The organism is Streptomyces sp. NPDC033174 (assembly GCF_055577795.1).
This window is the reverse complement of record NZ_JBVIPQ010000003.1, coordinates 455199-469323: the sequence shown is the minus strand read 5'-3', so window position 1 is coordinate 469323 and position 14125 is coordinate 455199. Positions and strand designations below refer to the sequence as shown.

Annotated in this window: 9 protein-coding genes and 1 pseudogene; 7 read left to right on the top strand and 3 right to left on the bottom strand. The window is 70.8% G+C overall.

What is annotated here, in order from left to right; all coding sequences use genetic code 11:
• The first annotated feature begins 393 nt into the window (after positions 1-393).
• The 3 genes from ACZ5VC_RS12275 (at position 394) to ACZ5VC_RS12265 (ending at position 5374) form a co-directional block, all read left to right on the top strand.
• A complete protein-coding gene (locus tag ACZ5VC_RS12275; protein WP_469119981.1) occupies positions 394-1623 on the top strand; it encodes a M6 family metalloprotease domain-containing protein in 1230 nt (409 codons plus the stop codon).
• A gap of 259 nt (positions 1624-1882) precedes the next feature.
• Entirely contained in the window at positions 1883-2332 is a 450-nt protein-coding gene (locus ACZ5VC_RS12270) for a hypothetical protein (protein WP_469119980.1), read from the top strand.
• A gap of 153 nt (positions 2333-2485) precedes the next feature.
• Positions 2486-5374 (top strand): ATP-binding protein, encoded by a 2889-nt coding sequence (locus ACZ5VC_RS12265; RefSeq protein ID WP_469119979.1) that lies wholly within the window; start codon positions 2486-2488, stop codon positions 5372-5374.
• A gap of 149 nt (positions 5375-5523) precedes the next feature.
• Here the strand turns inward: ACZ5VC_RS12265 and ACZ5VC_RS12260 are convergent, their stop codons facing one another.
• The 3 genes and pseudogenes from ACZ5VC_RS12260 to ACZ5VC_RS12250 all read right to left on the bottom strand — a co-directional run bounded on the left by ACZ5VC_RS12260 (position 5524) and on the right by ACZ5VC_RS12250 (position 8973).
• Complete coding sequence (locus tag ACZ5VC_RS12260; protein WP_469119978.1) at positions 5524-7959, bottom strand: immune inhibitor A domain-containing protein; 2436 nt, start codon at positions 7957-7959, stop codon at positions 5524-5526.
• Between the two features lie 458 nt (positions 7960-8417).
• A pseudogene (locus tag ACZ5VC_RS12255) lies at positions 8418-8555 on the bottom strand (transposase); the annotation flags it as partial.
• Between the two features lie 217 nt (positions 8556-8772).
• Positions 8773-8973, bottom strand: coding sequence for a hypothetical protein (locus ACZ5VC_RS12250; protein ID WP_469119977.1), 201 nt, complete (start codon positions 8971-8973; stop codon positions 8773-8775).
• Positions 8974-9074: 101 nt separating this feature from the next.
• Between ACZ5VC_RS12250 and ACZ5VC_RS12245 the strand changes: the two genes are divergently transcribed.
• The 4 genes from ACZ5VC_RS12245 (at position 9075) to ACZ5VC_RS12230 (ending at position 14113) form a co-directional block, all read left to right on the top strand.
• The gene (locus ACZ5VC_RS12245) at positions 9075-9782 is read left to right on the top strand and encodes a nitroreductase family protein (RefSeq protein WP_469119976.1); all 708 of its coding nucleotides are present in this window, start codon (positions 9075-9077) and stop codon (positions 9780-9782) included.
• A 146-nt stretch (positions 9783-9928) separates the two neighbouring features.
• On the top strand, positions 9929-10711 hold the full coding sequence (locus ACZ5VC_RS12240; RefSeq protein ID WP_469119975.1) for a VOC family protein: 783 nt from the start codon (positions 9929-9931) through the stop codon (positions 10709-10711).
• A gap of 118 nt (positions 10712-10829) precedes the next feature.
• The gene (locus tag ACZ5VC_RS12235) at positions 10830-12965 is read left to right on the top strand and encodes a SpoIIE family protein phosphatase (protein WP_469119974.1); all 2136 of its coding nucleotides are present in this window, start codon (positions 10830-10832) and stop codon (positions 12963-12965) included.
• 101 nt (positions 12966-13066) lie between these two features.
• A complete protein-coding gene (locus tag ACZ5VC_RS12230; RefSeq protein ID WP_469119973.1) occupies positions 13067-14113 on the top strand; it encodes a PHP domain-containing protein in 1047 nt (348 codons plus the stop codon).
• Positions 14114-14125: the final 12 nt, after the last annotated feature.

The window sequence follows — 14125 nt, the reverse complement described above, 5'->3', positions numbered from 1 at the left end:
GTGCGTCCACTCAACCACGGGCCTGGACATCTCCGGGACGATCCCTTGAGTCGATTCACCCCTACCCTTCGTCCCCGCTGTCCGCCGGGCAGCCTCACGACGAGGACCGCAGCGGTACACGTGCGCCACTCATCACACGCGCGGACGCCACCCGCAGCAACAACCGTCTCGTGAACCGGAGGGCGGCTGCGGCCGGCCTTCCCTTGAGTCGAACGCCGAGCTCAACTTGGTTTCCCCGCCTGCCGTCTCAGCGGCGACGCTCCACGACAGGCCGGGTCCTGTCCGCCCCCGTCCTCTGGCGACCGTGCCCAGCGCAGGACCGCGCGCGGCCCCCGGAGCGCGTGGGGCCCGGACGGAACATCCCGATCCCATATCTCCCCGGAGGGGTCCTCCATGCGCATCCCAAGCATGCCCGTCGGCAGCGGACGAAGGTCGCGCCCGCTGCCTGCACTGCCCCTGGTGGTCCTGGCCACCCTGCTCGCGATACTCACGCTGCTCGTCGTCCCCGCCGACCGCGCCGTTGCGTACAACGGGAGCGCCTCGTCCTGCGCACTGCAAGGGACCATCGCGGGGCGGCACGTGGGGCAGCAGACCGACTACACCCAGTACCAGCAGCCCGGGCAGCAAATCGACGTGGGTGTGGTCTACGTCGACTTCCCCGATGCCGCCGGAGCAGGAAATGTCGCCGACTACTACAACACCCTGTCCCCAGCGGCCAACTGGATGTGGAACGCCTCCTACGGCCGCACCTGGCTGAGCATGCAGGCGCCGCTGAACCAGTGGGTACGGATGCCGTTGAACTCCAACAGCTACGGCTTCCCGAACAGCCCGACCTACGCGCAGCACAGCCAGTACGTGAGGGACGCACTCCAGGCAGCCGCCAATGCCGGCGCCAACCTGGCTGCGTACGACATGTTCTACGTCATCCCGACCAGCAACTCGTGGATCAATCGCTCCACCGCCTGGGACTGGTGGCCCAGCAACCCCGCCAACGTCCGTATCAACGGCACCACGATCAAGTGGGCCGTCACCTTCGGTACGGACATGTGGACCTGGAACACCCGCTACCTGGTCGCAGCCCACGAGACCTCCCACACCTTCGGTTGGCCCGACCTCTACGCCTCCAGCGGTACCCAGCACCGATTCGTGGGCGGCTGGGACGTCATGGGCGACATCAACGGCCGGGGGCCGCAGTTCTTCGGCTGGATGGGCTGGAAGAACGGCTGGATCACGGACGGCCAGGTCACCTGCGTCCACCAGTCGAACACCCAGAACACCGTCGCGCTGACCGCGGTGGAGTACACCGGGGGCAGCAAGCTCCTGGTCGTCCGCACCAGCGCCACCACCGCCATCGTCGCCGAGTCCAGACGGGCCGCCCACAACGACCCCAACCCCTGCGCCACGGGCGTGGTCATCTACAAGGTCAACACCTCCGTAGCGTCCGGCAACGGCCCCGTTCAGGTGGTGACCAACCCCAACGCCGCCGCACCCCCGGCGGGCTGCACCGCCATGGACATGACCTGGACAGCGGGTCAGAGCTACTACGACGCCGCCAGCAACGTGACGTTCAACATCCAGTCCGCGGGTGCCTACGGTGACACGGTGAACGCCGTCAAGTGGTGACCGCACGGTTAGGGAACCTCCTGATCACCCAGGGTGGTGTGGTGGTGCGGCTCGCACCACGGCACCACCCCGCGGTGCCGTGGCTCCGACGGGCCGGAAAGCCGGCCCTTTCCCGCAGGGCCGTCCGGTCATACCCATGCTTCGGCCACCGGGATGGGGGCCGGTACGCATTGATACCGCGGTGATCGACCGTGTGTGCTGAAGGCAGAGCCGGGCTTACGCAGACCGTTCTCCGGCATCCCTGGAGATGGAGGCAGAAATGCACCTTTGCGATCTTCGAAGCGGGCGGACCACGGTGGCGGGCTACCTTCGCTGCTACCCCCGCGACATGTGGGAGATGGCGGTCCACCGCCAGGCGCTGATGCAGCACGCCGCGCGCTCCGGCCTGCCGGAGCCGCTCATCTACGTGGACAACGGCAGTCGGTCGCGCGGACCGCTGCCGCAGCAGACGCGGCTGCTCGATCTGATCTCATACGGTTACTACCAGGTCCTGATCATTCCCGGACCGTTCGTCCTTTCCCTTGACGACGCGGCCGCCCGGGAGACGATCCGCTGGATCAGGACACATCGGTGCGAGGTGCTGGAGCTGCCGGCCGACCCCCTCGGGGAGGCCGAGGGCGAAGACCATCCCGCGGCCGAACCGGTCCTGCCCCTCCCCCGCGACGGCGACCATGCCGTCGAAGCGGGCGTGCCACGGCTGGTGGGATGACGCTGCTCGGACCTGTCACGGGCGACGCCCTGGTACGGGATGTAGGGGTTTGCCCAGGTGCGAGAGGTGGCGATACCGTGGCTGCGACCGGGGACTGGGTACCGCCGATGAGTCCGTCGCGGTGCCGCGAGTCCGCGAGGTAGGCGGTCTTCCATGGCGCTACGTTCCGATCACCCGGAGACGAACTCCGGCGGAGAGTTGCCCTTCGTTGGTCGCCGACGGGAGCTGGAGCTCCTGCTCGACGCCGTGCGCCGTCCCCCTGCGGTCGTCATGATCGAGGGAGAGGCCGGCATGGGCAAGTCCCGTCTGGTCCACGAAGCCGCCGCCGCACTGTCCGCCGAGGGTGGGCGGGTACTGACGGGGCTCTGTCACCCGCTGCGTGAACCCTTCCCCTTCGGACCCGTGGTGGATGCCCTGCGCCGCGTCGGCCCATGGCTCCCGCCCGCCGGCAAGATCCCTCCGACCGCGGGCGCCCTGGTTCCGCTGCTGCCGGACCTGGCGGACCGGCTGCCGCCCCCGCTCCCACGCCCTCCCGACCTCAGTGGCGAGAAGCACCAACTCGTCCAGGCAGCGCGCACGGTACTCGGAGCGTTGGGCCCGGTGGTGCTGGTCATCGAGGACGTGCACTGGATCGACCAGGCGACCCGGGAGCTGCTCCTGCTCCTCGCCCGCGACCTGCCCGAGCAGCTCGCTCTCGTCGTCACCTACCGCGGCGAGGACCTGCCCGACCCCATGCCCGTGCTGGGTGTCGCCTATCGCCGTCCGCCCGGCACCGGCGGTGCCGAGATCCACCTGTCCCCGCTGTCCGAGTCCGAAGTCCGGCAGTTGGCCGCCGCTGCCCTCGGCCCGCAGGCCGCCGCCGCAGTGGGCAGGGTGCTGTACGAACGCAGCGCGGGCATGCCGCTGGTCGCCGAGGAGGACCTGATCACCCTCGCCGGGCACGGCCGCTACGCCGACTTCGCCACCGCCGGCGACTACGTCACCGAACTCCAGCACGCCGAGGTGCCCAGGGAACTCCGGGAAGCGGTCACCGAGCGCCTGACGGGGCTGTCACCGCCCGGAGTGGCGGTCTTGGAGGCGGCGGCCGTGGTCGCGGTTCCCGCGACGGAGGCCATTCTCTCCCAGGTCAGCGGACTCGACACCGAGCAGGGTGTCCGAGGTCTTACCGAGGCGTTGGGATCGCGCGTACTGCACGAGGCGGGCTCCACCCGCTACGTGTTCCGGCATGTCCTCGCCCAGCAGGTCGTCTACCAGCACATCCCTGGTCCCCGGCGGAACAGACTGCACCTGCGGGCGATCCAGGCCCTGCGGGCACTGTCGCCGCCTCCGCTGGTTCAGATCGCGCACCACACCCTGTCACTCGGCGACCGCGAGGGCTGGCTCCAACAGGCGGAGGCAGCCGCCGACCAGGCCGTCACTCTGGGTGACGAAGGTACTGCGGCAACCCTGCTGCAACAGATCCTCACCGAGGAGCGGGTCGACTCCGGCCTGCGGGGCCGGGCCGCTCTCGCCCTGGCCCGCATAGCCGTCAACGCGGTGGACTACACCGAGAGCGCCGCAGTCCTGCGCCGCATCCTCGCCGATCCGCAGCTGCCGGCCTCGGTGCGCGGCGAGGTCCGACTCAGCCTCGGGATCCTCATGGTCCATCACGCCGGCGACCGTGCCGGTTTCCGGGAACTGGAGAAGGCCGTCGACGAGTTGGCCGGCAATCCGGAAGCCGCCTGCCGCGCCATGGCCCTGCTGGCCACCAACGAGCAGGACGGAGCCTCCGAGCAGGCCGCTACGTGGATGGAGCGTGCGCACGACGCGCTGCGGGGCAGCTCCGACGCGGCCGCCCGGGCGGCGCTCGACGTCACCCGGTTCACCCTCATGGCCAGGAACGGCAGCCCTGCCGTGTGGGGGCCCGTGGAAGAACTGCCGCGCCACTCGGACGATCCGGCAATGCTGCGACAGACCACGCGGGCCCTCTTCAACGTCGGCGAAATCGCCATCGAGCTCGGGCACACCGAGAAGGCCGCCGCTCTGCTGGAGGAGAGCCGGAAACTCGCCCGGAACGTCGGGTACCCGCGGGCGGAGTGCTACAGCCGCACCGCCCAACTGCGCCTGGAGGGGCTCGCCGGGCACTGGGCCGGTCTCGATGAGCGGTTCTCGACCCTCGGCGCGGAGTTCCCCTACATCGCGATGGTCACGGCGGAACAGGCCCTGACCTGCGGCCTGCTGGCGGCCGCTGCCGGGCAACGCGCCCGCGCGCTGGAGCTGTTCAGTGCCGCTGCTGCCTACGGAGACAGGGAGTGCCAGGTCACCTCGGCGGTCCGCGCGGCTGCCGGGATCGCCTCGATCCGGCTCGCCGAAGGAGAACCGGAGGCGGCCTGGTCAACCGCTGCGCCCGCTGTGGATGCCATGCGCCGAGCCTGTGCATGGGCCAGGAGCAACGGCCTGATTCCCACCGCGGTCGCGACGGCTCTGGCCTGCGGCCGGCGCCGGGATGCCCAGCGCCTCGCCGACGATGCCGAACGCGGCATGCAGGGCCGGGACGCACCCGCCGCCACCGCTGACATCCACCTCGCCCGCGGCTTCCTGCTGCAGGACACCGATCCCGCCGCAGGTGCCCGGCACTTCGAGTCCGCCCGCCGCCTGTGGGACCGCATGAACCGTCCGTACGATGTCGCTCGCGCCACGGAGCTGCGGGCGCGGGCGCTCGCCCACAGCGACCCGGACGAGTTCGCCGAAGGTCTCTCGACGGCCATGGAGATCTACTGTCGTCTCGACGCCACGCTCGACGCGGCACGATGTCGGCACGCACTGCGGGAACTGGGACTGGCTCGTCCTTCCCTGCCCGGCCGCCGTGGCTACGGGGACCGACTCTCACCGCGCGAGCAGGAAGTCGCCCGCATGCTCGCCGAAGGCGCGACGAACCGGGAGATCGCGGAGGCGTTGTTCCTCTCTCCCCGGACAGTCGAACACCACGTCGCCCGCACACTCAAGAAGCTGGGAGCCACGAGGCAGGGCATCCACGACGTCCTGGCCCGCAAAGGCTCATGACGGGGTATCGCCCAGATCGACGGAGGCCGTGTGGACTCTCGACGGAGTCGCCCGGTCCTGCTCGGCCGGGCCCGCGGGCACCGCCTGGCACGCCGTCAGGTGGTGCGGCGTGAAGGGGCTGTGCCCGCGGGCGGCCGGACCGATCATCGTCATCCGTTGGAGGGTTCGACCCGCAGGACGACGTGGTGGCCGTCGCCGGCTTCGTTCAGGACGGTGATCCTGGTGTTGGTGTCCGGGACGATCACACCGCCGGTGGGGTTGGCCGGGTCGTAGTAGCGGTCACGGTGGTTGTCGTCGAAGACCGGCAAGCCAGGCGCCGTGGGCACCCGTACCTCGACGTCGTTGCGGTGCAGGGTGAAGGCGTCGGTCGGCTGAAGGCCGAAGGGGGCGTCGAAGGCCTGGATCAGGTTCGTCATCGGTGTGCCGTCGGGCCAGCGCAGCGGGGTGGGGTGGGCATCGACGGGCAGGATCTGGCCGTGGCCGGGGTGCAGGCCCACGTTGTTGTCCGGCTGGGAGGTGTCCCACAGCGAGATGAGCAGGCCGTTCTGGAAGGGGTAGTGCTCCACCCACCGGGGCCGGGTGGACCGCCAGCCGAAGTTGTACGGGCCGGTCTGCAGAGTGGCGTCATAGGAGACGTACTGACGGTTTTCAGCGATGTAGTACTGCGGGTACCGGCTGACGAATGCCTCGCCGATGCGGGAGAAGCCGCCCGCGGTCCAGCCGTTGTCGCCGCCCTCGGCGTCGTCGGAGAGCAGGGTGGCGCCGTCGGCGGTGATGGTGATCGCGTCGGCTGCGAAGCCCTTGTTCTGGACGGCTTCGTCGGTGGCGTAGCGGAACCTGACGTCGATCCTCTGGCCGGCGTGGGCGGAGAGGTCGTAGGCCAGGTTCTTGTAGGCGCCGGCGGTGCCGGTCAGGGCGGGCCTGCCGGCGCCGTCGTGGCCGATGGGCGCGCCGTCGGTGGTGCCGGTCAGGGCGGTCCAGGTGGTGCCGCCGTCGGTGGAGACCTCGGTGTAGAGGAAGTCCCAGTCCTGCTCGATGTCCCACCAGCCCTTGAGGGCGAGGGTGGCGGTGGCCTTCCCGGTGAGATCGAGGGAGCGGGTGAGGGTGTTGGTCAGCTTGTCGCCCATGCCCGACCACCACTGTCTGCTGCCCTGGGCGGGGGTGGTGATGGGAGTCGCGATCTGCTTGTCGGGCAGGTCGACGAGCAGGGCCTGCGGGTCTTTGCTGTTGAACTCGGCGTAGCCGAGCTTGTAGGTGCCCTTGGTGGCGGCCTTGGTGGTGGCGTAGTCGAGCCAGCCCAGCTGGAGCTTGTCCCAAGCGTTCAGGTCGCCTGGCAGGTCACCGATGGTGCTCTTGCCTCGGCCGAGCCAGGAGCCCTGTGACATCACGCTCCAGGAACCGGAGGAGGATTCGCCGGTGCCGCTGGTGTCGTAGTGGTCGGGCAGGCCGAGGTCGTGACCGTACTCGTGTGCGTAGATGCCGAGGCCGCCGTTCTCGGGCTGCATGGTGTAGTCGCCGACCCACAGGCCGGTGTCGCCGACGGGGGTGCCGCCGGCCTTGTTGCCCGCCGGCCCGGTGTTCCCGGCGTTCTGGCCATAGACGTAACTGCGATGGGCCCAGATGGCGCTGCTCCCCTGGGTGCCCCCGCCGGCGGACTGGTCCTCACCGGCGTGGACGATCTGAAAGTGGTCGATGTAGCCGTCGGGCTCGTTGAAGTCGCCGTCGCCGTCGTAGTCGTTGCGGTCCCACTGGTCGTAGGAGGCGAGGTCGGCCTTGATCTGCTGGTCGGTACGGCCCTTGGTCTTCTGGTCAGTCACCCAGGCGTGGACGGAGTCGCGGACCAGGTCCTGGGCGTTGTCGCAGATGTGGGCGCCGCAGAAGTCGGAGCCGTAGCGAGCCTCGTTGTAGGGGACCTTCACCCAGTCGACGACTGTGCCGTTCACGGAGTAACGGCCCGAGGACTGCCGCTCGTAGTACTTGGCCACCGACTCCTTGCCGGCGTCGTGCGAGAAGTACAGGTCCTGGAAGTGGTCGCGGTTGTAGTCGGCCTGCCAGGCGGTGGAGTTGTCCATGGTCGGGTCCGGCTTCGCGATCCGGTTGTGCGCCGGCCCGGGCTCGCCGCCGTACTTGACCAGCGGCGGCTTGGGACCGGTGCCGTCCGGGTCGTAGGTGGTCGTGTTGTCGACCGTGTCACCGAACTCGGCGAGGATGACGAGTATCTTGTCGGTCTTCTGGCGGCCAAGCTCGGCGTATTTTCCCTTGCCCAGGCGCACTACCTGGGAGGCGCCGTGCTTCTTGGCGGACGCCTTGCCGGAGAGAACCTGCTCGAGGGCTTCTTTGCGCTGGGCCCGGTTCTTCTTGGTGAAGGGGCCAGGCAGGTCGTGCTGGTCGGGGCCGAGTTCCGCGCCGGGGTCGACCGTGGCTGCCATGGCATCGGAAGCACGCTCGGTGGGGCCGGCGCCGGCCGTGGAAGGTACGGCGACCAGGGCCAATCCGGCCAGCACGGCCGCGGCAGTGAGCAAGGTAGCGGGCGCACTGGTACGTCTCTGATGTCTCAAAGCAAGCCTCCTTGTAGTGTGTGACATTGCACAGGAGGGGGACGGAAAAGAGCAAGACCTGGTGCCGCAACGGTTCTTCGTGTGACTGCTTGGCGGTTGCCGGCGTGGTGGCGGTTTACGGCGCAGGAAGCGGTGCGGGCGGCTGCCCAGGCTGGTCGGTGAGGCCGGCTGAGCTGCGTGGATGGTTCGTGCACGGTTCGCCTGGGTGGAGCCCCGGGAGCCGGCGCCGGCGTACAAGCGGGGGTTGATAACTCCGCTGGAGCGGGAGAACGGCTGGACGCCTGCGGAAAAGCCGGCCACTCACCGCTATGTCGGCTGGACCGCCACACCGCCCTCGCCATGGCCGCCGCCCACGCCTGCTTGACCGTCTTGCGGGCCCGCGAGTCGAACGTCGGGTGGGCCACGGCGGCGAACCGAGAGGGCCTTGGTGCTCAGCCCGCCACGCGAGCGTCCGAGAGCGTGGTCGGCAGGCTCACGGTCGCTCCGGGGCGGCTGGTGCGGTACGTCCACGCGATGGCCTCAAAAGCGCGGCGGTGATCGGCCCACCGCCTGCCGCGGACCGGATCGGCCGACAGCAGCGGCGCAATCCGGTCCCACATCACCTCAGTGGATTCCTTGACCATCCGCGCTGCCCGAGCGTTCCAGAATCCCGGAATGCGCGCCGCGTGGTTCTGTCCCCTGCGGCTCTCACCAGGCCGGCGCACGCAACCCCTGAGGTCGGTTGCGGTACTGGGGCCGGCGCCGGTTCACGGGGCTGCGTGCCGACCCACCGGGACGCGGGCCCGCCCTCAGCCGGGGCCGGCCCGCTCCCGTGCTCCGGGCCCGTCCGGGCCCCGCGCGTCAGGGCAGCAGTTCGTCGAGGGACGCCCGCCCCTTCGCGGCCAGTCGCCGCTCCGCCCACGCGAGACTCGCGGGTGTCACATCCCGCCCCGAGGCCAGCACCAGGTCCTCGGCCGCGATCTCACCTTCCGAGCCTGTGTGCAGAAGACTGTCCGGGGTCGGGCCCTGCGTCTTCGAGGTCGAATCGGACTCAGCGTTCATGCCGCCTCCTCGTTAGTCCGGATGACGTCATTCTCCTGGCCGTCCACCCGTACCGCATCCGGGCGACCGGCGAGGGCGCCGGAGCCCTATGCTCCGCGGTCATGAGCGACGATCACGAGGACCCGGGTCTCTTCGACATCATGTCCACCGCGCGGGCGATGCGACGCCTGCGGCCCGACCCGGTGCCCGATGAGCTGCTGGACCGGCTGATACAGGCCGCGGTCTGGGGGCCCAGCGGTTCCAACGCCCAGCGCTACCAGTACGTGGTCGTCACCGACCGGGCGGTGATGGCCCGGCTGGCGCCGCTCTGGGAGAGGTGCGTGGACGCCTATCTGGCCACGGCGGGCCGGTCCGCGCCTCCTGGCATGGACGACACCGCGTTCGAGCGCCTGATCAAGGCCATCCGCTACCAGCGCGACAACTTCGCCGAGACCCCGGCGCTGGTCATCCCCTGCTACCGCCATCCGTCCGTACGGCCCGACCTCGCCGGTACGAAGGCATCGGCGGCCGCCCTCGGCGCGGGCGGTCTCGCCCGTCTCATGCGCGGCCGGGCCCGCTTCGGGGTACTGGCGGAGGCCGCCAGCGTCTACCCGGGCGTCCAGAACCTGCTGCTCGCGGCGCGAGGCCTGGGGCTCGGCGCCAACATCACCATCTGGCACCTGATGCTTGAGCGGGAGTGGAAGCGGGCCCTGGGGATCCCCCAGGACGTGCGGACGTTCGCGGTGATACCCGTGGGCTGGCCGATGGGCCGGTTCGGGCCGCTCAGCCGCAAGCCGGTGCGCAGCGTGGTGCACCGAGACGGCTGGTGAGCGGGGCGGCCTCCCGGACGGCGGTTCCGCAGGGGTGGTGGTCCGTGCGGATGAACCCCGGGCCTTACGGCTGCCGCGAACCGGGCCCCGAGCGGGCAATGGGCAATCGTGGCAGCAGACACCCTCAGAAAGGCAGGAACCGCCCCATGCTCGGTACGGACTTCACCACCGGCTCCCCCAGCTGGCTCGATCTCGGCAGCCCCGACACCACGGCCTCCGCGGACTTCTACCGGGCGGTCTTCGGCTGGGACTTCGAGTCGGCGGGACCCGACGCGGGCGGCTACGGCTTCTTCAAGAGGGACGGCAAGACGCTCGGCGCGCTCGGGCCGCTCACCGAGGAAGGGGCCCGTCCCGCCTGGACGGTGTACTTCCAGACGCCCGACGCCGACGCCACCGCGCGGGCGGCCGAGCAGAGCGGCGGGACCGTCCGTGTCGACGCGCTCGACGTCATGGACGCCGGCCGGATGGCCTGCCTCACCGACCCGGGCGGTGCCGAGTTCGCCGTGTGGCAGCCGGCCGCCGTCAAGGGTCTCGAGACGGCCTCGGACACCCACACGCTGTGCTGGGCGGAACTGCACGTGGGCGATCCGGAGGCCGCCCTCGCGTTCTACCGCTCGCTCTTCGGCTGGCGCTCGCGGGAGATGCCGGCGCCGGGCATGACGTACAGGGTGCTCTCGACGGCCGACGGGGATCAGCAGGACGCCTCGTTCGGCGGGATCGCCCCGCTCCAGGGCGATGCCCAGGAGGCGCGCTGGGTCCCGTACTTCACCGCGGAGGACGCGGACGCCATCGCCGCCAGGACCCGGGCGGCCGGCGGAACGGTCCTGATGCCCGCCGCCGACGTCCCCGATGTGGGCAGGATCGCGTGGCTCGCGGATCCCTCCGGGGCCGTGTTCGCCGTTCTGCAGCCCGCGCCGCAGCACACCTGACGCGTCCGCGGCGAGCCGTCCGGGCCCACCGGTGCGGGCGGAAGGCCACTCGATCGGCGCACGGTTGCCTGTGTCGCCGCCATGGCATTCCCGGGCGGTGGGTTCGACAATGGGTGGGATGACCGACGACGACCGGGGACAGCTCACCGGCTCGCCGCCACGCCCGGCACCGGACGGGCAGCTCAGCGGCGAGATCGGGCCAATGGAGCGGCTCGCCATGAACCGCACCGGCAGTTTCGACTGGGATCTCGACTCAGGAACCATCGATGTCGACGAGGCGGGCCTGCTTGTCTTCGGCCTGGACCCCGCCACCTTCGACGGCCGGCCGACGGCGCTCGTCCACAACCTCGACACGGAAGAGCGCGACCAGCTGGACTCCGTCATCCGAGAGGCCCTGAGCAGCGGCCGTTCCTCGTACACGGCGCATTTCCGGATGTCGGCGGAGGACGGCGCGGAGCAGTGGACGCATGTGCAGGCCCGGATCCTGCGGGACGCGACCGGCAGAGGGCACCGGATCGTCGGGATCGTCCGGGACACGACCGCCGAGGTCACCCATTCGGCCTTCCTGCTGGAACTGGAGAAGCGCCGGCAGGTGCAGACGAGCATCGTCGAGCGCACCACGCACGCGCTGTCCCGGGCGGTGACGGTCGACGATGTGACGGCGGCCCTCACCGGCCCCGGCGGGCTCGCGCGGCTGGGAGCGGACGGCCTCGCGCTCGGACTCGTCGAGAACGGGTCGCTGAACATCATCGCGCTCAGCGGCGATTCGCTGGAGGTGCTCGACGGGCTCAGGGCGCGACGGCTGGAGCGCGGGCTGCCGCTGGCCGAGACGGTGATGGACGGCCGGCCGCTGTTCGTGAGCAAGTTCTCCACGCTGGGCCGGGACTTTCCCGTTCTCGCGCCCTACATCGGCCGGTTGAAGTTCAAGGCCGCCGCCTATCTGCCGCTGATCGCCCAGGCGCGTTCGCTCGGCGGTATGGCGCTGTTCTACCGGGGCCGTACGGCGTTCACCGCCGATGAGCGCAACCTCTGCCTCGGACTGGCCGCGATCGTCGCGCAGTCGCTCCAGCGGGCCATCCTCTTCGACGAGGAGCGGGAGCTGGCGACGGGTCTGCAGTCGACGATGCTGCCGCGCCGGATCCCGGAGATCACGGGCGGCGAGATCGCGGTGCGCTATCACGCGGCGTGGAGCGGCCGGCAGGTCGGCGGCGACTGGTACGACGTGATCTCGCTGCCGCGGGGACGGGTCGGCATCGTCGTCGGGGACGTGCAGGGGCATGACACCCACGCCGCGGCGATCATGGGCCAGCTGCGGATCGCGCTGCGGGCCTACGCCGGTGAGGGGCACGCCCCGTCGACCGTGCTCGCCCGGGCCTCGCGCTTTCTCGCCGAACTGGACACCGCGCGGTTCGCGACCTGTACGTACGCGCAGGTGGACCTTGACGGGGGCACGGTTCGGGCGGTCCGCGCGGGCCATCTCGGGCCGATGATCCGCCACACGGACGGCCGCGTGGGTCTTCCCAAGCTCCGCGGCGGGCTGCCCCTGGGGCTCGCCTCCGTCTTCGGGGACGAGGAGTTCCCGGAGACCCGGCTCGACCTGGTGCCGGGCGAGACGCTGGTGTTGTACACGGACGGTCTGGTCGAGCAGCCGGGGTCCGACATCGACGCCGGGCTCGACGCCCTGGCGGAGGCGATCAGTACCGGCCCGCCGCAGGCGGAGGCGCTCGCCGACCATCTGTCGGAGCAGCTGTGGGAGCGCTGGGGTGCCGGGGACGACGTGGCGCTGCTCGTACTGCGGCGCAGCCCGGACCCGGGCACGCCGCGCGCGCCGCGCATACACCAGTACATCCACCAGGCGGATCCGCAGGGTCTCTCCGACGCCCGGGCGGCCGTGAGCGAGGCGCTGCGCGACTGGGACATGGGCGCGCTGGCCGACGACGCCGAGCTGATCACCGGGGAGCTGCTGGTCAATGTGCTGCTGCACACCGAGGGCGGCGCGGTGCTGACACTGGAGGTGCTGCCTGAGCCGGTGCGGCGGGTGCGGCTGTCGGTGCAGGACCGTTCGAGTGCCTGGCCCCGGCGGCGTACGCCCGGTGAGGCGGCGACCTCCGGGCGGGGGCTGCTCCTTCTGGACGCGCTTGCCACGCGCTGGGGTGTGGAGCCCCGGGGCGAGGGAAAGGCGGTGTGGTGCGAGATCGGCCCGCCGGCCGGCTCGGGCCGACCGGACCGCGACGGGGTGAGCGAACCGGCGTGAGCCGGCCGGCGTGAGGCGAGAGCGGGCCGGCGTGACCGCCCAGGCGCCGCGAGAAGCCCGGACCGACGGGGCGGCAGGGGGCGACGGAAGGAGACGCGGCGATGGATCCCGTTGCGGCCCTGGACAGGATCGCCTTTCTGCTGGAGCGCTCGCAGGCGCCCACGTACCGCGTCAAGGCCTTCCGTACGGCGTCGGCGGCGGTCGCCGCCATGGCCGACGGCGAGGCCGCCCAGCGGGCCGCCGCCGGCACACTGGAGGCCGTCAAGGGCATCGGCCCGAAGACGGCCCAGGTCGTGCGGGAGGCACTGGCCGGTGAGGCTCCCTCCTATCTCGTTCATCTGGAGGAGGAGAGCGGGCTTCCCCGGACCGGGGGCGGAGAGGCGATGCGGGCCGCCCTGCGAGGCGACTGCCATCTGCACTCGGACTGGTCGGACGGCGGGAGCCCCATCGACGAGATGGGCCGGGCGGCAGAGGCCCTCGGCCATGAGTGGGCCGTCCTCACCGATCACTCGCCGCGGCTGACCGTCGCGCGCGGACTCTCCCCGGAGCGGCTGCGGGAGCAGCTGGACGTGGTGGCCGGGCTCAACGAGCGGTGGGCGCCCTTCCGCCTGCTGACGGGGATCGAGTGCGACATTCTGCTGGACGGTTCGCTCGACCAGGAACCGGAGCTGCTCGACCGGCTCGATCTCGTCGTGGGCTCGGTCCACTCCAAGCTCAGGATGGACGCCCCCGCGATGACCCGGCGCATGGTGAAGGCCGTGCGCAACCCGCTGATGGACGTCCTCGGGCACTGCACGGGACGGCTCGTCACCGGGCGTGGCAGGCCCGAGTCGCAGTTCGACGCGGAGCAGGTGTTCGCGGCGTGCGCCGAGGCGGGGACGGCGGTGGAGATCAACAGCCGTCCCGAGCGGCTCGACCCGCCGCGCAGACTGCTGCGCCAGGCGGTCGCCGCCGGGGTCTTCTTCGCGATCGACACGGACGCGCACGCGCCCGGCCAGCTGGACTGGCAGATCTTCGGCTGCGCGCGGGCCGAGGAGTGCGGAGTGCCGGTGGAGCGGGTGATCAACACCTGGACGGCCGACGAGCTCGTGGAGTGGACACGCACCCGTCGGGTACCCGCGCATCGACCGGAGGGAGCGTCCTCGTGAACAGCAAGACCC

Bases quoted from the DNA above. Each gene is read 5' to 3' on its own strand.
- ACZ5VC_RS12275 (WP_469119981.1), top strand. From the start codon at position 394: ATGCGCATCCCAAGCATGCCCGTCGGCAGCGGACGAAGGTCGCGCCCG.
- ACZ5VC_RS12270 (WP_469119980.1), top strand. From the start codon at position 1,883: ATGCACCTTTGCGATCTTCGAAGCGGGCGGACCACGGTGGCGGGCTAC.
- ACZ5VC_RS12265 (WP_469119979.1), top strand. From the start codon at position 2,486: ATGGCGCTACGTTCCGATCACCCGGAGACGAACTCCGGCGGAGAGTTG.
- ACZ5VC_RS12260 (WP_469119978.1), bottom strand. From the start codon at position 7,959: ATGTCACACACTACAAGGAGGCTTGCTTTGAGACATCAGAGACGTACC.
- ACZ5VC_RS12250 (WP_469119977.1), bottom strand. From the start codon at position 8,973: ATGAACGCTGAGTCCGATTCGACCTCGAAGACGCAGGGCCCGACCCCG.
- ACZ5VC_RS12245 (WP_469119976.1), top strand. From the start codon at position 9,075: ATGAGCGACGATCACGAGGACCCGGGTCTCTTCGACATCATGTCCACC.
- ACZ5VC_RS12240 (WP_469119975.1), top strand. From the start codon at position 9,929: ATGCTCGGTACGGACTTCACCACCGGCTCCCCCAGCTGGCTCGATCTC.
- ACZ5VC_RS12235 (WP_469119974.1), top strand. From the start codon at position 10,830: ATGACCGACGACGACCGGGGACAGCTCACCGGCTCGCCGCCACGCCCG.
- ACZ5VC_RS12230 (WP_469119973.1), top strand. From the start codon at position 13,067: ATGGATCCCGTTGCGGCCCTGGACAGGATCGCCTTTCTGCTGGAGCGC.